The organism is Kocuria turfanensis, assembly GCF_001580365.1.
GTDB lineage: Bacteria > Actinomycetota > Actinomycetes > Actinomycetales > Micrococcaceae > Kocuria > Kocuria turfanensis.
The window spans coordinates 215,352-235,981 of the sequence record NZ_CP014480.1; the positions used below are offsets into that span (position 1 = coordinate 215,352).

Sequence of the window (20,630 nt, forward strand, 5' to 3'; positions counted from 1 at the left end):
TCGCGTGCACACACAGCTACCCGCGTGGTTCGAGATCGGCTCCTTCGTCGTTCTCGGCTGCATTCTTCTCTTCGACCTGATCATGGTCGCCAAGCGCCCGCACGAGCCCTCCATGAAGGAGGCCGGCACCTGGGTGGGCATCTACGTGGCCCTCGCCCTCGTGTTCGCGGGCCTGATGTTCGTCTTCGCCGGCGCCGAGCAGGGCACCCAGTTCGTGGCGGGCTGGATCACCGAGTACAGCCTGAGCATCGACAACCTGTTCGTGTTCATCGTGATCATGGCCCGCTTCTCCGTGCCCCGGAAGTACCAGCAGGAGGTGCTGATGGTGGGCATCATCATCGCGCTGGTCCTGCGCGGGGTGTTCATCCTGCTGGGCGCCACGATCATCGCGAACTTCTCCTGGGTCTTCTACCTGTTCGGCGTCTTCCTGCTCTGGACCGCCTACCAGCAGGCCAAGGACGACGGCGAGGACGAGGCCGAGGAGAACGGGCTCATCCGCCGCCTGCGCACCGTGGTCCCCATGACGGAGCACTACGACGGCAACAAGCTGCGCACCACGGTGGCCGGCAAGCGCGTGTTCACCCCGATGCTCGTGGTGTTCGTGACCATCGGCGTGACCGACCTGATGTTCGCCTTCGACTCCATCCCCGCGATCTTCGGGCTCACCCAGAGCCCGTTCATCGTCTTCACCGCCAACATCTTCGCCCTCATGGGCCTGCGCCAGCTCTACTTCCTGCTCGGCGGGCTGATGGAGCGGCTGATCTACCTCAAGCACGGCCTGTCGCTGATCCTGGCGTTCATCGGGGTCAAGCTCATCCTGCACGCCATGCACGAGAACGAGGTGCCGTTCATCAACGGCGGCGAGCACATCGCCTGGGCCCCGGAGATCCCCACGTTCGTCTCCCTGGGCGTGATCGTGGCCATCATCGCGGTCGCCACGATCGCGTCGATGCTCAGCCCCAAGGGCCGCTCCGCCCACGCGGCGGCGGAGCTGCACCGGGCCATCGAGACGTACCGCAACCCGGGCGAGGACACCAGCACCGGCCAGATGCGCGCGGTGCAGGCGGACCTCGTGCTGAAGTACCACGCCGCCGCGGCGGCCGCCGAGCGCTCCTCCGTGGAGCTGCCGGACCTCGCCGAGCACACCGGCAAGTCGGTCGAGGAGCACCGGGCCGAGAGCGGCACGGCGTCGTCCAACCCCCACCGGGCGGCCGGGCGCTGAGCCCTCCGGCCCCGGGGAGACCGGTCCCGCGGGGCCGGTGAGCACTGCGCAGGGCCCGTACCGCCGACCGGCGGTACGGGCCCTGCGCGCAGGTCCGCCCGGATGGCTGTATAGACTGGGCCCAGCCTAGGGGAGTATCCCTCAGCGCTGTGGACGTCAGCACGTCGGGTCCCCGGACCCGGCCGGACGCAGCGGCCGGACCCAGCGCGGCGCACCCGAACGGTGCGGCGCGCACGGCGGAGAGACTTACGGCTGTCCCGTACCCGACCCCCGAAAGCAGAACCATGGAAGTCTCACTCACCGTCTGGATCATCACGATCGCGGCCATCGTCGGCCTGCTCCTCTTCGACTACGTGTTCCACGTGCGCAAGGCGCACGAGCCCCAGCTGAAGGAAGCCGCGATCTGGTCGGCGATCTACGTGGGCCTCGCCCTCCTGTTCGGCCTGTACGTCCTGATCGAGTGGGGTGGTCGCTACGCCGGGGAGTACTACGCCGGGTACATCACCGAGAAGGCGCTGTCCGTGGACAACCTCTTCGTCTTCCTCATCATCATGGCCTCCTTCAAGGTGCCGCGGGAGGACCAGCAGAAGGTGCTGCTGTTCGGCATCACCTTCGCCCTCATCGCCCGCACCGCCCTGATCTTCGTGGGTGCGGGGCTGATCAACCAGTTCGCGTGGGTGTTCTACCTCTTCGGCCTGATCCTGCTGCTCACCGCCGGCTCGCTCATCAAGGGCGAGCTCTCCGAGTCCGCCCACGACGAGGCGGACAACTTCGTGGTCCGCCTGGCCAAGCGCTTCATCCACACCACGGACCACTACGACGGCGACAAGCTCTTCACCATCCACAACGGCAAGCGGGCGATGACCCCGATGCTGCTGGTCATGGTGGCCATCGGCGGCACCGACGTCCTGTTCGCGCTGGACTCGATCCCGGCGATCTTCGGCCTGACCCAGCAGACCTACCTGGTGTTCACCGCCGTGGCGTTCTCCCTGATGGGCCTGCGCCAGCTGTACTTCCTCATCGACGGGCTGCTGGACCGGCTCATCTACCTCTCCTGGGGCCTGGCCATCATCCTGGGCTTCATCGGGATCAAGCTCATCCTGCACGCCCTGCACGAGAACAACCTGCCGTTCATCAACAACGGCGAGCACGTGGAGGTCGTCGAGGTCAGCATCGCCCTGTCCCTCACCGTGATCGTGGGCGTGCTGGTCCTCACGGTCCTGGCCTCCCTGTTCAGCCCCAAGGGCCGGGCGCTGCGCGTGCTCAACGGCCTGCAGACCGTCGCCGAGCAGTACGTCACCCTGCCGCAGGACGCCTCCCCGGAGGAGCGGCGCAAGCTCGCCGACAAGGCCGCCAGGTACCAGCGGCAGATGCCCAAGATCTCCGACAAGCACCGCGAGGAGCTGCTCGAGTCCGAGAAGCACTTCCACGACCTGCTGGACCGGGCCCGCGGCAAGCACCGCGAGTTCGAGCGCACCGGGGTGGCCCCGGAACCCGACGTGGTCCCGACCCCGGAGGCCGAGGCCGTCCACGGCGCCCACGCGGAGACGCAGGACGCCGCCGGCACCACCACCCCGGACGCCCCGCGGGGCGGGAGCACCGGCCGCTCCTCCTGACCCGGCGCCCGACCACGGAGGCCCCCACCCGCTCGCGCGGATGGGGGCCTCCTCCGGTCCCGGGACCGGTCCCCGGCGCGGACGCTCAGCGCCCCGTCTCGGTGACCGGCCCCACGTTGTCCACGATCACGGCGGGGAAACCGTCCTCGTCGGAGGCGCGCAGGTCGATGCGGGCGTTGATGCCCCAGTCGTGGTGGCCGTCGGGGTCGTCGAAGACCTGCACCACGGTCCAGTACCCGTCCAGGCCCTCGGGCCGCTCGTCGATGCGCACCAGGCCGGGCCCCCGGGACTGGGGGTCCGTGTAGATGTCCTCGTGCTCCTCGAAGTAGGCGTCCATGGCGTCCGCCCACCGGTCCCGGTCCCAGCCGTGCGCGCCGTCCAGGGCCCCGAGCACCTTGTCCTTCTCGTCGGCGAACAGCTCCACCCGCTGGAACAGCGCGTTGCGGACCATGACCCGGAACGCCCGCGGGTTGGACGTGATCACCGGGGGCTGCTCGTCGATGAGCTCCTCGAGGGAGTCCGCGGAGGTGCCCATGGGGGACTCCTCGCCGGCGGCGAGCTTCTCCCACTCGTCCAGCAGCGAGTTGTCGGTCTGCCGGATGAGCTCGCCCAGCCACTCGACCAGGTCCTCGAGGTCCTCGCGCAGCAGGTCCAGCGGCACGGTCTGGCGCAGGGCCTTGTAGGCGTCGGAGAGGTAGCGCAGCAGGATCCCCTCGGAGCGGGCCAGGCCGTAGAACTGCACGTAGTCGCCGAAGGTCATCGCCCGCTCGTACATGTCCCGGACCACCGACTTCGGGGTCAGCTCGAACTGGGCCACCCACGGGGCCCCGGTGCGGTAGGTCTCGAAGGCCTGCGTCAGCAGCTCCTCGAGGGGCTTGGCGTAGCTGACCTCCTCGAGCTCCTTCATCCGCTCCTCGTAGTCCAGCCCCTCCGCCTTCATCGCGGCCACGGCCTCCCCGCGGGCCTTCTTCTCCTGCATGTTCAGCACCTGGCGCGGCTTCTCGAGGGTGGCCTCGATGACGGAGACGACGTCGAGCGCGTAGCCGGGGGCCTCCCGGTCGAGCAGGGTCAGGGCGGCCAGCGCGAAGGGGGACAGCGGCTGGTTCAGCGCGAAGTTCTCCTGCAGCTCCACGGTCAGCCGCCAGGTGCGGCCCTCCTCGTCCGGGGTGTCCAGCTTCTCGACGACGCCGGCGGCCCGCAGCTCCTTGAGGATCCCGATCGCCTGCCTGAGCAGGGCGCGCTGGCGCTGCCGCGTCTCGTGGTTGTGCGTCAGCAGGTGCCAGGCGGCCAGCACCGGGTCCCCGGGCCGCTGCAGCAGGTTGAGCAGCATCGAGTGGGTCACGGTGAAGGAGGAGCTCAGGGGCTCGGGCTCCGAGGCCACGAGGGTCTCGAACGTCGGCTTCCCCCACGAGACGAAGCCCTGCGGCGGCTTCTTCTTCACGACCTGCCGCAGCTTCTTCTGGTCGTCGCCGAACTTCGCGTGGGCCTTCTTCATGGCCTTGGTGTTCTCGATGACGTGCTCGGGCGCCTGCACCACCACGGTGCCCGCGGTGTCGTAGCCGGCCCGCCCGGCCCGTCCGGCGATCTGGTGGAACTCCCGGGCGTTGAGCCGGCGGGTGCGCTCGCCGTCGAACTTGGACAGCGCCGTGATGACCACGGTGCGGATCGGCACGTTGATGCCCACCCCGAGGGTGTCCGTGCCGCAGATGACCTTGAGCAGGCCGGTCTGGGCGAGCTGCTCCACGAGCCGGCGGTACTTGGGCAGCATCCCGGCGTGGTGGACCCCGATGCCGTGGCGGACCAGCCGGTTGAGCGTCTTGCCGAAGCCGGCCGAGAAGCGGAACCCGGCGATGAGCTCCCCGATCCGCTCCTTCTCCTCCTTGGACAGCACGTTGACGGACATCAGGTTCTGGGCCTGGTCCATGGCCTGCAACTGGGAGAAGTGCACCACGTAGACGGGCGCCTGGTTGGTGCTCAGCAGCTCCTCGAGGGCCTCGTGGATCGGGTCCTCGGACCAGTAGTGGTGCAGCGGGATCGGCCGCTCGGCCGAGGAGACCGTCGTCGTCGGCCGCCCGGTGAGCTCCGTGATGCCCTCCTCGAAGCGGGCCACGTCCCCCAGAGTGGCGCTCATGAGCAGGAACTGCGCCTGCGGCAGCTCCAGCAGCGGCACCTGCCACGCCCAGCCGCGCTGCGGGTCGGAGTAGAAGTGGAACTCGTCCATCACCACGGGACCCACGTCCGCGTCCCGGCCCTCGCGCAGGGCCACGTTGGCGAGGATCTCCGCGGTGCAGCACACGATGGGGGCGTCCGCGTTGACGGCGGAGTCCCCGGTGACCATGCCGACGTTCTCGGCGCCGAAGATCTCCACCAGGGAGAAGAACTTCTCCGAGACGAGGGCCTTGATCGGGGCGGTGTAGTAGGAGCGCTGCCCCGCGGCGAGTCCGGCGAAGTGGGCCGCGACCGCCACGGTCGACTTCCCGGACCCGGTCGGGGTCGCCAGGATCACGTTGGACCCGCTCGCGAACTCCAGGACGGCCTCGTCCTGGGCAGGATAGAGCTCCATGTCCCGGGAGGCGATCCAGCCGAGGAACCCCTCGTACATCTCGTCCCCGGACAGCGGGTTGGAGGCGAAGTCGCCGCGGTAGTACGGGTGGCCCGGGGTGCCGAGCTCGGGGGAGAGGGCTTCGAGGAGTTTCATCGCCCCCAGCTTATCCGCGCGCCCGCCGGCCACCGGGCGGGCGCAGCTCCTCCGAGCGCTCCCACCTCCGCAGCGTCGCCTCCCGCGGAGCCCACCACAGCACCGCGGCCCAGCCGAGCAGGGCCGCGGCGGCCCCCGCGCCGGGCCGGTCGGTCAGCGCCCCGACGGCCCCCAGCACCGCGGCCGCGGTGAGCCCCGCGGCGCCGGCCACCAGCGCGGCCCAGCCCGGGCGCAGGAACCCGGCGAGGACCAGCGCCCCGAGTGCGGCCCCGGCGGCGGCCACCACGAGCAGCGCCGGTCCGCCGCCGGGCCGGACGGCCACCGGGTCCGCCACGACCAGGACGACGAGCGCCCACCCGGCCACGGCGAGCAGCACCACGCCGGCCGCGCGCACCACCTCGTCCACGGGCTCCCGTCCCGGCACCCGCAGCGCCACGGCGGCGGCGCAGCGCTCGAGCCCGAGCACCCCCGCCAGCAGCAGCAGGACCAGCGCGGTCCGGCCCGTCGTCGCGGCGGCCGCCGCCGGGAGCAGCAGCGCGGCCGCGGCGGCGCCGCAGCACCCCGCCCGGCGCAGGGCGGCGTCCCGGGCGGCGCCGGCGTCCGCGAGCGCCGCGGGCGGCGAACCACCGGCCGCCTCCAGGGCGCGGGACCACCCCCGGTGCGCCCGGTGCACCGTGCGCAGCAGGGCGGCGGCCAGCAGCCCGGCTCCGGCGCCGGCGAGGACGAGCTCCCCGGCGCGGCCGCCCGGGTCCGGCGCCCCGAGCAGCCCGAGGGCCACGGCGGCCGCCACGAACCCGAGCGCGGCGCGGACGGGGGCGAGCAGCAGGGGGACGAGGACCAGGACGGGCTGCGCCAGGAACAGCAGCAGCTCCCACACCCCGCGCGGCAGGTCCGGCGTCCCGGCCAGCGCGCGGCCGAGCACCCGCAGCCCGCGCGAGGCCAGCGAGATCCGGTAGCCCGGGGCGAGCCGGGCCAGCCCGTCCGCACCGGCCCCCAGGGTGGCCAGGGCATGCTGCCGGTCGCCGCCGCCGAGCTCGTCCAGCAGGCTCTCCTGCAGCGCAGCAGCGGACTCCCGCGCGGGGTCCTCCCGCGTCGGCCGGTGCGGTGCCGGCTCCGACGCGGCCGGGGCTCCGCTGCTCCCGCGGGGGTCCGTCGTGGGCTCGGAGCGTGCGGGCAGCGTGCGGAGGAAGGCCACCGCGCCGGCCGCGGCGTCGAGGCGGCCCCACCACCAGTCGTTGGCGCGCCAGTCGGCGGCGAGGAAGCCGCGGAAGTTGAACAGCCCGGCGCCGGCGAGCTTGTCCCGCGCGGGGAGCCGCCCGGCGTCGGGGGCCAGGATCCGGCGCAGCTCGTCGTCGGTGACGCCGGGGCGCCCCGAGGCGTCGAGGGCGCGCTGCAGCCGCTGCCGCGCCCAGGCGCGCGGCAGCGGCCCGAGCGCCGCGGGCCGGGCGGGTGCGCCGTCCCCGCGGATCTCCCCGTAGCTGATGCCGGAGACCGGCGTGGGGATCCCGGCCGCCGCGAAGAGCGGGGGCAGGTCCGCGGCGGCCGGCACCGGCCCGGAGACGGGGACGGCGGACCAGGGGGACTCGCGCCAGAGGGTGCTCGGACCCGCCTCCCGCGGGGCGCCGGGTGACGCGCCGGGCTCACCGTCCTCGCTGTGGTCGGCCCCCATCTGCGCCATCTGCGCCTGGACGGCGGCGTGGGCGCCGCGCAGCGCGGCCACGGCGGCGTCGAGCTCCCGCCAGGCCGCCTCCCCGGTGCCGGGCGCCGGGGAGGCGGCCTCCAGCCAGACGGGAACCGCTGCCGTGACCGGGGCCCCCGGCTCCTCGCAGACCTCCAGCACCGTCGCGAACAGTCCGTCCCGCGCGTGCCCGGCCGCGGCCAGCGCCCGGTACGCGACGGCCCGGGCGGGCGCCGGGTCGAAGCCGGCCGGCGGGACCGGGCCGGGCCCCGAGTCGAGCAGCAGGGACTCGAGGAAGCGCACCCACGCGAGCACGCAGGACGCGGCGTCGGCCAGCGCCTGCGGGCCGCGCAGCACGGCCGTGGCGTCCGGGACCGTCAGCGGCCCGCGGGACAGGGCGTCGTAGCGCCCGGCGAGCTCCTGCCGCAGCGGCTCGAGCTCGGCCGCGCCCCGGGCGTGCACCTCCTGGCGCCGGGGGAGCGTGGAGGCCAGCTGCCACTGCGCGGGCCGGGTCAGCAGGCGGGCCAGCAGCGCGGCGTCCGCCCGGGCCCGGTAGCGCACGTACGCCCGGCGCCGGTCCTCCCGCGAGGCCGGGTCCCAGGCGACGGGCAGGGCGGCGAGGGGGTGCAGCCGCCCGTCGGCGACCAGCCGGTCGTCCCGGCGGTCGGCGAGGGCCAGGACCTCGTCCTCGCCCGTCTCCCGCCGGCGCAGCCGGGTGACCGTGGCCCCGAGCGTGCGGACCAGGCGCGGCAGGTCCAGGTCGCCGGCGCGGACCTCCTGCGGGGCGGGCGGGTCCGGGTCGAGGTAGAGCAGGCAGCGGTCGGCGTGCCGCAGCGAGGTCCGGGTCCCGGCGGCCGCCACGGCCCGGTCGATGGGGATGTTGTCGAAGACCCCGCCGTCGATCACCCGGAAGGGCAGCCCCTCCGGGCCCCGGTGGGCCGAGAAGGCGTGGCTGAGGTCCGGGCGGGGGAACCCGACGAGCCGCCCCGCGGTCGGCGCCGACCACACGGCGGCGGGTTCGAACGCGCCGGGGAACGACGACGTCGCGCGGGCCGCGTAGGCCAGGCGGGCCAGGGAGGCGGCGCGGTGGCCGGCCTCCTCGGGCGTTCCCCCGGGCGCCCCGGGACGTGCGGGAATGTCGTTGCCCAGCGGGGGAGCGGGGCAGCCCGGTTCCGGGGAGGAGAAGTGGAACCCGCCGCGGCCCTCCGCCGCGCCGCTGTGGAAGGACGGGTCGCTGTCCAGCACGGTCGCGGACAGGTCCACGGACACGTGCTCGGCCACCAGGTCCGGGTGGTGCCCCGGGTCTCCGTGCACGGTGGCGAGCAGCTCCTGCACGCGCGGCCACAGGTAGGCGTCGCCCTGGAGCAGCGAGTCGACCGGTGCCCGCCCCAGCGGGCGCAGGAGCCGGTCCAGCGCCGCGTGCTCCTGCCACAGCAGGCCCAGGGCGCCCAGCCCGGTCCCGGCCCGCTGCGCCACGGCGTGCACCACGCTGTTCAGCCCGCCGGCACTGGCCCCGGCGAGAAGGTCGAACTCCACCCGGTCGTAGCCCGCGTCCGCGAGCAGCCCGGCGTACACCCGGGCGCGCTCGGCCGTGTGCGGATCGGGCTGCGCCGAGGGCTGCAGCAGCACGGCGTGCAGCCCGCCCGCCGGGTCCCGGTGGATCCGGATCCGGCGCAGCAGGTCCAGCTCCGCGACCGCCCCGCCGATCCACACCGCCAGGCTGACCCCGCCGCGCATGGCCAGGGCGAACCGGAGGGTGCGCCCGAAGGCGGGCGGCTGTCCCGCGGTGACCTCGGCCGGCCGCCGGTCGGGCGGCAGGACGGTCAGCCGCAGCCCGGCACCCGGTGCGCGCTCCTCCGGGTGCGCCCCGGCCCGTTCACCCGGCACGGGCGGCTCGGTCGGCACGGCCGGCTCAGCCGGCAAGGGCCGCGAACGCCCGTTGGGGGCCGGGACGGCGGGTGAGCCCGAGCCGCAGCTCCTCGAGCAGCCCCCGGCCCCCGTGCCCGTCGTCGAGCAGCGCGGCCGTGGCCTCGTGGATCTCGGCGGCGGTGACCGCGTTGGGGTCGAGCACGGTGCCCAGCCCCGCCGTCTCCAGGGCGGCCGCTCCGGCGAACTGGTCCGTGGACAGGGGCAGCAGCAGCAGTGGCACCCCGGCCGTGAGCGCCTCGGTGACGCTGTTGTTGCCGCCGTGCGAGATCGCCGCGCGCGCCCGGCGCAGCAGGGTCACCTGGGGCAGGGAGCCGCGCACGAGCCAGTCCCCCGGCACCGGACCCAGGGCTGCGGGCGGCGTGGCGCCGGCGGCCAGGGCCACCCGGACGTCGAGGCCGCGCAGCGCCTCGGCCACGCGGGCGAGCACGTCCCCGCGCACCGAGAGGAAGCTGCCGAGGCTGACGTAGACGACCGGGCGGTCCGAGGCGGCCAGCCACGCGGTCACCTCGGGGTCCTCGGACTCCTCCCGCACGGCCGAACCCAGGAACGTGTGCTCGGGCAGCCGGCGGGTCCGGGAGTCGTCGTGGAGCTCGCCCGGGTAGTTGAGCAGCAGGTCGTCACCGGTCTCCGCGAACGCGTCCGCGCTCGCGGGAGCGCCCGGGGCGAGCTGCTGCAGCGCGTCGTTCCACTGCTGCGTGAACTCGTCCCGCACGGCCGAGCACAGCCGGTGCAGGGCCGCCAGCTCCGCGGGGGCCGGGCGCAGCCGGCCGGGCCAGGCCGGCGGGTGCCCGTACACCTCGTCCGCCACGGTCAGGGCGGAGGGGTGACCCAGCACCACGTCGGCGTGCCGGACGCCGCTGCCGGTGAGCGCCAGGCGGGCGCTGAACGCCAGGTGGTCCACGATCACCCGGTCCGGGCGCACCCGCTCCACCACGGCCTGCACGCGCCGGGCCGTGCCCAGCGGGTCCCACAACAGGTCGTCGCGGCGGGCCCGGGCCTGGAAGGACAGGGTCTCCACGGGCCCGCGCCGGGTCGCGGCGAAGAACCCGCGCAGCGCGTCGTCCTCCCCGGCCGGCTGCTCCTCCGCCCGGATCACCCCGGGGTTGGACCCGCGCCCCAGCGGCAGCAGCTCCACGTCGTAGCCGAAGTCCCGGGCCAGGGGCGCCGTCGCCGGGCCGGTGGCCACGACCACCCGCTGCCCGGCGTCGCGCCAGGCGGTGGCCAGGGTGGCGAGGGGGAAGAGGTGGGACGCGTAGTCCGGGCTGATGACGAGCAGGGTCACGGAGTGGGGCTCCTGTCGGTGACGGGGGCCGCGACGCGGCCGTAGACGGCGGTGAGGGCCTGCGCCATGCCCTCGATGCTGAAGCGCTCGCGCACGGTGGCGTACGCGGCCGCGGCGGCGTCCTCGGCGCCGGGGCCGGCGGCGAGGTCCAGGGCGCGGGCGGCGCCCCGGGACAGGGCGGCGGGGTCGCGGGTGTCGACGAGGACCCCGGTCACGCCCTCCTGCACGAAGGTCGCGGGCCCGCCGGCCGCGGGCGCCACCACGGGCAGGCCGCCGGCCAGCGCCTCGACGAGCGCGACCCCGAACTCCTCCTTCACGCTGGCGCACACGTAGGCGCCCCGGGCGGCGGCGAGCCCGGGCCGGCCCCGGCGCACCGCGGCGAGCCAGACGGCCACGGTGCCGTGGGGCCGGTGACCGGCCAGGAGCAGGCCGCGGGCGGCGGCCTGTGCGCGCGGCACGGCGGCGTCGATCCGCGCCAGCTGCTCGCGCTCGTCCACCGAGGGGTGCGCGAGGTTCCCGCCCACGACGAGCAGGTTGCAGCGGGCGCGCAGCCGCTCGTCGCCGGCCCAGGCCTCGACCAGGTCGGCCGTGCCCTTGACCCGGTGCAGGCGACCGACCGTGACGAGCAGCGGCAGGCCGCGCCGCTCGGCCGGAAGGCCGGTCAGGACGGCGTCGAGCTCCTCGAGCTCCCGCCCCGTGCCCGCCCCGGCCTGCGCGGCCGCCCGGTCCACCGAGCCCAGGTCGATGCCCTCCGGCACCACGGTGCACCGACCGGGCGCGTCCGGGTCCAGGCCCAGCAGCACACGGGCGTCCCGGGCCAGGTCCGGGCGGGGGAACAGCACCAGGTGCTCCGCGCCGGCGGCGAGGTCGGCGAGCAGGCGCACCCGGAACCACAGGTGCTCCACGGCGTCGGCGGCCCCGAAGCCCGCCCGGGTGAGGGTGCCGGCCGCCTCCCGGGCGGCGACCAGCGCGTGCGGGTCGGGGGCCATGGTCAGCACCCGGGGGATGCCCTGCTCCGCAGCCACGGCCGCGGCGGCCAGCGAGCCGACGTCGGCCATCCGCAGGTGCACGACGTCCACGGGGCCCGCCGCCCACAGCGCGCGCCGCAGGCCGCGCTCCGCGGCGACCCGCCGCGGCCAGGCGTCGGCCAGGGGCACCGGGGCGCCCTGGAACGGTACGACGCCGAAGACGTGCCCCGGCCCGGCCAGCCGGGGCAGGGCGGCCCGGGCCTCGTCGTGGCTGCCCCGCGAGACGGTGACCACGCGCACCACCCCGGTGCCGTGCTGGGTGCGGTGGGCCGCGAGGGCGTCGCCGAGCTGGGCGAGCAGGGTGGCGATCCCGCCGTTGTCCCCCCGCCCGGAGAAGGTGAGGTCCCGGTCGATCTCCGCGTGCAGGAACGCCTGCAGCACGGTGCGGCCGGTCCCGGCCGGCGGGGAAGCGGCCGGTCCCGCCGCCAGGTCCGCCCGGGCCAGCCGGGCGACCGGAGCCAGGGCCCCGCCCGACCGCGCGCACTCGGCGGCGAGGTCGACGAGCCCGGGAACGCCCTCCGGGTCCTCGTGGTGGCGCTCGACCAGGGCCTCCAGGGCGGCCCCGCGCACCGCGTGGTCCTCGGCGGGGTCGCCGGCCAGCGCCCGGAGCAGCCCGGTGGCGCCGGAGCCGGGCACCAGGCCCACGGTCTCGGTGAGGCGGGCGCGGGCGCCGGGTTCGGAGGTGCCTGCGAGGGCGTGGTCGAGCGCGTCGCTCACGGGGTCCCCGGCGGCGGACGCCCAGGCCTGCAGGGTGCGCTGGGCCAGCATGCCGGGGAAGCCGCCTCCGGCGACGAGATGGGCCAGGACGGGCACGGCCCGGACGACCGGGGGCCGCCCCACGAGCGACCAGACCGTGTGCTCCCGCACCCAGGGCCTGGCGTCGTCCAGCAGGGCGGTGAGCAGCGTGTCGGGCCGGGCCCCGGGCACCGCGGCCAGGGCGTGGACGGCGGCGAGCACGGCGAGCTGGTCCTCGCCCCGGCGGATCTCCTGCACCAGCACCGACAGGGCCGCCTCCGGCTCCTCCCGGGCGGCGGTCACGAGGGCGTCGGCGCGGCGGATGCCGTCGAGGATCGTGGGGGCGGTCCGCACGGCGGTCAGGGCGGCCTGCGAGCGCGCGCCGGTGCGCCCCGCGGTGGTGTCCGGTGCGCAGGGCGCGACGAAGGTCATGCGCTCACGCTAACCGACGGCGGCGGGCCGCCGGGGCCGGGGCGAGGGATTCTCAGGATTCTGGGAGCCGGCGGGCGGCCCGGGCGTCGGCCCGGCGGCAGACCAGGCCGAAGACGGCCCCGGAGAGGTTGTGCCACACGGAGAAGACCGCCCCGGGCAGGGCCGCCAGCGGGTTCATGTACTGGGCGGCGAGGCCGGCGGCCAGCCCGGAGTTCTGCATGCCCACCTCCACCGCAATGGTCCGCCGCGCCGCGGGCGGGAGGCCCGTCAGGGTGCCCACCAGGTGGCCCAGGGTCAGGCCGAGGACGTTGTGCAGGGCCACGGCCGCGAGCACGAGCAGGCCCGCCTCCACGATGCGGTCCGCGCTGGCCGAGACGACGATCGCCACGATGAGGGAGATGGCCGCGACGGAGACCCAGGGCAGGACGGGCAGCGCGCGCCGGACCAGCCCCGGCAGCAGCAGCCGCACGGCCAGGCCCAGGACCACGGGCACGAGCACGATCCGGGTGATCGACCACGCCATGGCCCCACCGTCCACCGGGAGGTACTGCCCGGCCAGCCAGAGGGTCAGCAGCGGCGTGAGCAGGGGAGCCAGCAGGGTCGAGATCGACGTCATCGCCACCGACAGGGCCACGTCCCCCCGGGCCAGGTAGGCCACCACGTTCGACGCGGTGCCGCCCGGGGCGCAGCCGACCAGGATCACGCCGGCGGCGAGCTCCGGCGGCAGCCGGAGCAGGAACACCACGAGGAGGGCGATCAGGGGCATGACCACGTACTGGGCGGCGACGCCCAGCAGCACCGGCAGCGGGCGCCGGGCCACCAGGGCGAAGTCCACCGGGCGCAGGGTCAGGCCCATCCCGAACATGACCAGGCCCAGGAGCGGATTGATCCACCCGGACAGCCCGCTCACCGCCCCGGGAGTCAGGAAGCCGACGAGTCCGCCGGCGAGGACGAGGAGAGGAAAGAGCAGGACGGCGACATAGGCGCTGCGGTCGGGGGCGGCAGCCTGGGTGGTGGTGCCGGGGCCGGCGTTCACCATCCCCGGGCGCGCCACTCGTCGAGGTGCGGGCGCTCGGCCCCCAGCGTGGTCGGCCTGCCGTGGCCGGGGTGGACGATCGTGTCGTCTTCGAAGCGGTCGAAGATCCGCTCGGTCACGTCGTCGAGGAGCTGCCGGAAGTCCTCCGGGCTGTTCGTCTTGCCGACGCCGCCGGGGAAGAGGGAGTCGCCGGAGAAGACGTGCGCCGGTCCCTGCGGATCGCGGTAGACCAGGGCGATCGAGCCGGGCGTGTGCCCGCGCAGGCCGATCACCTCCAGGTCGAAGCCGTCGAACTCGGCGGTGTCCCCGTCCTCGAAGGTGAGGTCCATGGGGACGGCGATGTCGGCCTCGTCGTCGGCGCCGCAGGCGGTCATCGCCTCGGAGCGGGAGCGGACCTCGTCGAGGGCGCGCACGTGGTCCCAGTGCGAGTGCGTGGTGATGATGAGCTGGAGGTTGCCGTACGTCTTGGAGCAGTCGCCGTTGCCGGCGCCCACGAGCCCGGCGATGGCGCGGGGGTCGTCCGCGGCGTCGATGAGCACCTGGGTGCCCTCGTCCTTCGAGGTGAGGAGGTAGACGTTGTTGTCCATCTCGCTCACGGAGATCCGGCGGATCGTGACCTCGGCGAGGTCGGTGACCTCCGTCTTCGATGCGATCATGAGGACGAAGGTACGCCGGAGTCCAATGACTCGCCAGTCGGGCCTGCTGCGGGCGCTCGCGGCGGCCGATCCGCGCCCGGGCGTGACCGTTGCCACCTCGCCGGCTCTTGTGGACCGCCGACCACCCTCGTATAGTTGCGTGCGGCAACAAATTATCAGGAGCGGCGAGCGCACCGCGCCTGCATCGTCCACCGAGGTGGACCTGTGAGCAGCGGGGGAGCGCGGACCGGGTGCTCCGTCGTCGTTGCCGCCCCGCACGTCCCCGATCCCCGGAGGAGCCCCGTTGCCCGTCTCCCACGACACCGCCGTGGAACTGGTGCGCGACCTGCTGGAGCTGCAGCGGGTCATGAAGCGCGTGACCAAGACTGACGCCGGCCAGCGCCGACTCAACCCGACGGCGATCGCCCTGCTCTACTACCTCGACAGCAACGGGCCCCGCCGGGCCACCGTGATGGCCTCGGACACCGGCCTCGGCCCCTCGGGGCTGAGCCGCCAGCTGGCCGTCCTCGAGGGCGAGGGCCACGTGGAGCGCACCCCCGACCCGGACGACGGGCGCGCCGCGCTCGTCGCCATCACGGAGCGGGGCCGGGAACAGGTCCGGAGGGTGCTGGAGGAGGACGCGCAGCGTCTCGCCGGGCGGCTCGAGAACTGGGACGAGGAACAGGCCCGCGCCAGTCGTGGCGCCATCAACGAGATCACGACCGTCTTCCTGGACTCCCTCGGCGTGGAGCGCACCACCTCCTGCCGCGGGCCCGGGACCCCTCGGGGCGCCGGGCCGGCCACCGCCGGCCGGGCGACCCCGGATCACCGACAGCACGAGGAGGACACCGAGAGATGACCGCACCGCAGCCGGCCCCCGCACCGGGCGGAGGGACCGGCGCGTCCCACCGGGACGTGCTCCGCGCCCTCACCGGCATCCTCTCCGTGTTCTTCATGGCGATGGTCACCCTCACCATCATCGGCACGGCCCTGCCGGTGATCATGGCCGACCTCGGCGGGGACCAGACCTCGCTGTCCTGGACGGTCACCGGCACCCTGCTGGCCAACGCCGCGACGACACCCGTGTGGGGCAAGCTCGCCGACCTCTTCGACAAGAAGAAGCTGCTGCAGCTGTCCATCGTCATCTTCGTCCTGGGCTCGGCCATGGCAGGGCTGTCCCCGACCATCGAGTTCCTCATCCTGGCCCGCGTGGTCCAGGGCATCGCCATGGGCGGCATCATGGCCCTGGCGATGACGATCATGGGCACGATCATCCCGCCCCGGGAGCGCGGCCGCTACGCCGGCTACATGGGCGCCGTCATGGCCGTGGCCACCTCCGCCGGCCCGCTGCTGGGCGGCCTGATCGTCGACCTCTTCGGCTGGCGCTGGGTGTTCCTGATCCCGGCCCCGCTGGCGGTCCTGGCCGCGGTGCTGGTCCACCGCACGCTGCAGATCCCGCCGCAGGCCCCCCGGCGGGTGAGCATCGACTGGCTGGGCATCGCCCTGCTGATCGTCTCGGCCTCCTCGCTGCTGCTGTGGGTCTCCCTGGCCGGCCAGCCGGGCATGTTCGCGTGGGTCTCAGGCACCTCCGCGGCCCTCGTGGCGACCGCGCTCGTGGGCACCGTGCTGTTCGTGCTCGTCGAGCAGCGCGCCGCGGAGCCGGTGGTGCCCATCCGGGTGGTCACGGAGCGCACCACGGCGCTCGCCATCCTCGCGGCGATCGCCACCGGCGGGGCGATGTTCGCCTCGACCACCTATCTGGGCCAGTACTTCCAGCTGGGCCAGGGCTTCAGCCCCACCATGGCCGGGGTGCTCATGCTCCCGCAGGTCTTCGGCTCGCTCGTGGGCGCCACGGTCGCCGGGCAGCTGATCACCCGCTACGGGCGGTGGAAGATCATCCTGGTCGTGGCCGCGGTGCTGATGTCCACGGGCCTGTTCCTCGCCTCCACGCTCACGCACGACACCCCGCTGTGGGCCGTGAGCGTCTTCATCCTGCTCGTGGGCCTGGGCATCGGCGCGCTGAACCAGAACCTGGTCCTGGCCGTGCAGAACACGGTGGGGCTCAAGGACATGGGCGCGGCCTCCTCCTCGGTCGCGTTCTTCCGCACGATGGGCGGGGCCGTGGCGGTCGCGGTCTTCGGCGCCCTGATGAGCTCGCACCTGGCCGCCGAGCTCACGGCCCGCACCCGGGCCCAGGGCGGGGACCCCGCCGCCGTGGACTCCTCCACGATGGACCTGGACTCGCTGCCCGCCTCGGTGGAGGGCATCGTGCGGGAGGCCTACGGCACGGGCACCGGGCTGATCTTCCTGGTGGCCGCCCTCGCCTCCCTCGTGACGCTGCTGGCCGTGCTGCTGATCAAGGAGGTCCCGCTGCGCCGCACCGTGGACATCGTCGAGGTGGACCCGGAGACGGGCCAGCTCAAGGTCGTCACCCGCACCCTCGACGCCCGGGAGGTCCGGCGCCGGCAGCGCGAGGCCCGCTCCGCCGGGGACGAGCGGCCCGCGGGGGACGAGGCCGCCGCCACCCGGGACACCGGGGAGGACGGCGCCGCCGACCGCGTGCGCGAGGACACCTCCACCGGCCCCGTGGACCGGGTGTGAACCGGCCCACGGAGCCCGTGGTCATGTCCGGGCCCGGTACTAGAGTGGAGGGCGTGTCTGAGCCGATCCCCACGTCCACCCTGGTCCTGAACCCCGCCGACGAGCCCTCCGAGCCCGGCGCGGGCGCCGCCTCCGCCGCCGTGTCCAGGGCCACCCACAAGTCCGATCTCACCGAGATCGTGGTCCAGGGGGCGCGCGAGCACAACCTCGACAACGTCTCCCTGACCGTGCCCCGGGACGCGATGGTCGTGTTCACCGGCCTGTCCGGGTCGGGGAAGTCCTCCCTGGCGTTCGACACGATCTTCGCCGAGGGCCAGCGCCGGTACGTGGAGTCCCTGTCCTCCTACGCCCGGATGTTCCTGGGCCGGGTGGACAAGCCCGACGTCGACTTCATCGAGGGGCTGTCCCCGGCGGTGTCCATCGACCAGAAGTCCACCTCCCGCAACCCGCGCTCCACGGTCGGGACAATCACCGAGATCTACGACTACATGCGCCTGCTGTGGGCGCGCATCGGTCAGCCGCACTGCCCCGTGTGCGGGGAGCGGATCGAGAAGCAGACCCCGCAGCAGATCGTGGACCAGCTGCTGGAGATGCCGGAGAAGACCCGCTTCCAGGTCCTCGCCCCGGTGGTGCGGGAGCGCAAGGGCGAGTTCGCCGACCTGTTCCAGGAGCTCTCCGCCAAGGGCTTCTCGCGCGCCACCGTGGACGGGGAGACCGTCCAGCTCTCGGACCCGCCCAAGCTCAAGAAGCAGTACAAGCACACCATCGAGGTCGTCGTGGACCGCCTCGTGGTCAAGGAGGGCATCCGCCAGCGCCTGACCGACTCGGTCGAGACGGCACTGGGCCTCGCCGAGGGCCGCGTCGTCGTCGAGCTCGTGCCCCGCTCCGACGAGGAGATCGCCCACCCGCTGGAGCTGCGCCGCCCGTTCTCCGAGAACCTCGCCTGCCCCAACGAGCACCCGCTGCAGGCCGACGAGATCGAGCCCCGCTCCTTCTCCTTCAACGCCCCCTTCGGGGCGTGCCCGGAGTGCGACGGCATCGGCTCCCGCCTGGAGGTCGACGAGGACCTGGTGGTGCCCAACGCCGACCTCTCCCTGGTGGAGGGCGCCATCGCCCCGTGGTCGCTGGGCAAGGCGACCAGCGAGTACTGGAACCGGCTGCTCGCCGGGCTCGGCCAGGAGGTCGGCTTCGACCTCGTCACCCCCTGGGGCAAGCTGCCCGCCAAGGCGCGCAAGGCGATCCTGGAGGGCAAGGACTACCAGGTCACCGTGGCCTACCGGAACCGCTTCGGCCGGGAGCGCCGCTACACCCAGGGCTTCGAGGGCGTGATCGGCTACATCAAGCGCAAGCACGCCGAGACCGAGTCCGACCACGCCAAGGACCGCTACGAGCAGTACATGCGCCAGGTCGCCTGCCCCGCCTGCGACGGCGCGCGGCTGAACCCGACCATGCTCGCCGTGACGATCGGCGGGAAGAACATCGCCGAGACCACCCGCATGCCCATGCGCGAGGCCCACGAGTTCTTCCGCGACCTGCAGCTGAGCGCGCGGGACGCGAAGATCGGCGACCAGGTGCTCCGGGAGATCCAGGCCCGCCTGACGTTCCTCGTGGACGTGGGCCTGGACTACCTCAACCTGGAGCGCGCGGCCGCGACGCTCTCCGGCGGCGAGGCCCAGCGCATCCGCCTGGCCACGCAGATCGGCGCCGGGCTCGTGGGGGTGCTCTACGTCCTCGACGAGCCGTCCATCGGGCTGCACCAGCGCGACAACCGCCGGCTCATCGAGACCCTCACCAAGCTGCGGGACATGGGCAACACCCTGATCGTGGTCGAGCACGACGAGGACACCATCCGCGAGGCCGACTGGATCGTGGACGTCGGCCCCGGCGCCGGCGAGCACGGCGGGCGCGTGGTGCACTCCGGGACCTACGACGAGCTGCTCGCCAACGAGCGCTCCATCACCGCCGACTACCTCTCCGGGCGCAAGGCCATCGCGGTCCCCGCGCGGCGGCGGCCGGTGGACCGCAAGCGCATGCTCAAGGTCGTGGGCGCGCGCGAGAACAACCTCCAGGGCATCGACGTGGCGTTCCCGCTCGGCGTGCTCACCGCGGTCACCGGGGTGTCCGGGTCCGGCAAGTCCACCCTGGTCAACGACATCCTCTACACGTCGCTGGCCAACAAGCTCAACGGCGCCAAGCAGGTCCCGGGCCGGCACAAGCGGATCGACGGCGTGGACCAGCTGGACAAGGTCGTGCACGTGGACCAGAGCCCCATCGGGCGGACCCCGCGCTCCAACCCGGCGACCTACACCGGCGTGTTCGACCACATCCGCAAGCTCTTCGCCGAGACCCCCGAGGCGAAGGTGCGCGGCTACCAGGCCGGGCGGTTCTCCTTCAACGTCAAGGGCGGGCGCTGCGAGGCGTGCTCCGGCGACGGCACGATCAAGATCGAGATGAACTTCCTGCCCGACGTCTACGTCCCGTGCGAGGTGTGCAAGGGCGCCCGGTACAACCGGGAGACCCTCGAGGTGCACTACAAGGGACGCACCATCGCCGAGGTGCTGGAGATGCCCATCGAGGAGGCCGCGGAGTTCTTCAAGGCGTTCGGCCCGATCGCCCGGCACCTGAACACCCTCGTGGACGTCGGCCTCGGCTACGTCCGTCTCGGCCAGCCCGCCACCACCCTGTCCGGCGGCGAGGCCCAGCGGGTGAAGCTGGCCGCCGAGCTGCAGAAGCGCTCCAACGGCCGCTCCATCTACGTGCTCGACGAGCCCACCACCGGCCTGCACTTCGAGGACATCCGCAAGCTGCTGCTCGTGCTGCAGGGCCTCGTCGAGAAGGGCAACACGGTGATGACCATCGAGCACAACCTCGACGTCATCAAGTCCGCCGACTGGGTGGTGGACCTGGGGCCCGACGGCGGCTCCGGCGGCGGCCGGGTGGTCGCCGAGGGCACCCCCGAGCAGGTGGCCGGCAACGCGGACAGCCACACCGGACGGTTCCTCGCCGAGATCCTCGGCGAGCCGGCCGCGGGAGCCGCCCGATGACCGCGCCCGTGGTGCTCTGGGACCTCGACGGCACGCTCCTGGACCCGGCCGGGGCCATCACCGGGGGCATCGCCCGGGCGCTGGCCGAGCACGGGCACGCCGTGCCCCAGGACCTGCGCCGCTTCGTGGGCCCGCCCGTGGGCTGGTCCCTGCGGGCGTTCACCGACGTCCCGGAGGAGGAGATCCCGCGCGTGGTGGCCACCTACCGGGCCCGGTACCGCACCGAGGGCCTGGCCCAGACCCGGATCTACCCCGGGGTGGAGGCCCTGCTCGAGCAGCTGCACGGCGCCGGGGTGCGGATGGCCGTGGCCACCCAGAAGCCCGAGCCCACCGCGGAGCTGGCCGTGGAGCGGTTCGGCCTCGGCCGCTGGTTCGAGACCGTCTCGGGGGCCGCCGACGACGCCGCGGCCGCCCCGCGCGACGGAGCGGTCCACGACAAGCCCGCGATCATCGGCGAGGCCCTGCGCCGGCTCGGCGTGGCCGCCCCGGACCCGGCGCGCACGGTGATGATCGGGGACCGGCGCTACGACGCCGAGGGCGCGCTCGCCCACGGGATCGACTGCCTGGGCGTGCGCTGGGGCTTCGCCGACGAGCACGAGCTCGCCACCGGCTTCGCCGCCGTGGCCGGGGACGCCGCCGAGCTCGGGGAGCTGCTGGCCCGGTACACCCAGCCCGCGCCGACGGGCCGCTGAGG

The 20,630-nt window shown here is 74.1% G+C and carries 11 protein-coding genes and 1 pseudogene; 6 read left to right on the forward strand and 6 right to left on the reverse strand.

The genetic code is table 11. From position 1 onward, the window contains the following. Positions 1-4: 4 nt before the first annotated feature. Positions 5-994, forward strand: a pseudogene (locus AYX06_RS00925) (TerC family protein); the annotation flags it as partial. 512 nt (positions 995-1,506) lie between these two features. Next, positions 1,507-2,838, forward strand: a complete 1,332-nt coding sequence (locus AYX06_RS00930; RefSeq protein ID WP_062733534.1) for a TerC family protein — start codon at positions 1,507-1,509, stop codon at positions 2,836-2,838. Between the two features lie 85 nt (positions 2,839-2,923). Here AYX06_RS00930 and AYX06_RS00935 read toward each other — a convergent pair whose 3' ends face one another. Genes AYX06_RS00935 through AYX06_RS00960 form a run of 6 tightly spaced genes read right to left on the reverse strand, consistent with a single transcriptional unit; the run spans position 2,924 to position 14,312 of the window. Further along, positions 2,924-5,536, reverse strand: a complete 2,613-nt coding sequence (locus tag AYX06_RS00935; protein WP_062736802.1) for a DEAD/DEAH box helicase — start codon at positions 5,534-5,536, stop codon at positions 2,924-2,926. Positions 5,537-5,546: 10 nt separating this feature from the next. Then, the gene (locus AYX06_RS00940) at positions 5,547-9,119 is read right to left on the reverse strand and encodes a DUF3376 domain-containing protein (RefSeq protein WP_062733537.1); all 3,573 of its coding nucleotides are present in this window, start codon (positions 9,117-9,119) and stop codon (positions 5,547-5,549) included. 7 nt (positions 9,120-9,126) lie between these two features. Further along, positions 9,127-10,425: a nucleotide disphospho-sugar-binding domain-containing protein gene (locus AYX06_RS00945; RefSeq protein ID WP_062733538.1), complete on the reverse strand. Its 1,299-nt coding sequence runs from the start codon at positions 10,423-10,425 to the stop codon at positions 9,127-9,129. Continuing rightward, on the reverse strand, positions 10,422-12,620 hold the full coding sequence (locus AYX06_RS00950; protein WP_062733540.1) for a glycosyltransferase: 2,199 nt from the start codon (positions 12,618-12,620) through the stop codon (positions 10,422-10,424). The genes AYX06_RS00945 and AYX06_RS00950 overlap by 4 nt, the downstream gene beginning before the upstream one ends. A gap of 52 nt (positions 12,621-12,672) precedes the next feature. Beyond that, positions 12,673-13,659: a bile acid:sodium symporter family protein gene (locus tag AYX06_RS00955; RefSeq protein WP_062733543.1), complete on the reverse strand. Its 987-nt coding sequence runs from the start codon at positions 13,657-13,659 to the stop codon at positions 12,673-12,675. Further along, the gene (locus AYX06_RS00960; RefSeq protein ID WP_062733545.1) at positions 13,653-14,312 is read right to left on the reverse strand and encodes an MBL fold metallo-hydrolase; all 660 of its coding nucleotides are present in this window, start codon (positions 14,310-14,312) and stop codon (positions 13,653-13,655) included. The genes AYX06_RS00955 and AYX06_RS00960 overlap by 7 nt, the downstream gene beginning before the upstream one ends. Positions 14,313-14,595: 283 nt before the next feature. Between AYX06_RS00960 and AYX06_RS00965 the strand changes: the two genes are divergently transcribed. The 4 genes from AYX06_RS00965 to AYX06_RS00980 are packed head-to-tail and all read left to right on the forward strand — an operon-like array spanning position 14,596 to position 20,628. After that, a complete protein-coding gene (locus AYX06_RS00965) occupies positions 14,596-15,150 on the forward strand; it encodes a MarR family winged helix-turn-helix transcriptional regulator (protein WP_062733548.1) in 555 nt (184 codons plus the stop codon). After that, a complete protein-coding gene (locus tag AYX06_RS00970) occupies positions 15,147-16,892 on the forward strand; it encodes an MDR family MFS transporter (RefSeq protein WP_062733550.1) in 1,746 nt (581 codons plus the stop codon). The genes AYX06_RS00965 and AYX06_RS00970 overlap by 4 nt, the downstream gene beginning before the upstream one ends. Before the next feature lie 44 nt (positions 16,893-16,936). Next, the gene (gene uvrA / locus AYX06_RS00975; RefSeq protein ID WP_232319429.1) at positions 16,937-19,936 is read left to right on the forward strand and encodes an excinuclease ABC subunit UvrA; all 3,000 of its coding nucleotides are present in this window, start codon (positions 16,937-16,939) and stop codon (positions 19,934-19,936) included. Next, on the forward strand, positions 19,933-20,628 hold the full coding sequence (locus AYX06_RS00980; protein ID WP_232319360.1) for an HAD hydrolase-like protein: 696 nt from the start codon (positions 19,933-19,935) through the stop codon (positions 20,626-20,628). The genes uvrA and AYX06_RS00980 overlap by 4 nt, the downstream gene beginning before the upstream one ends. Positions 20,629-20,630 lie beyond the last annotated feature (2 nt).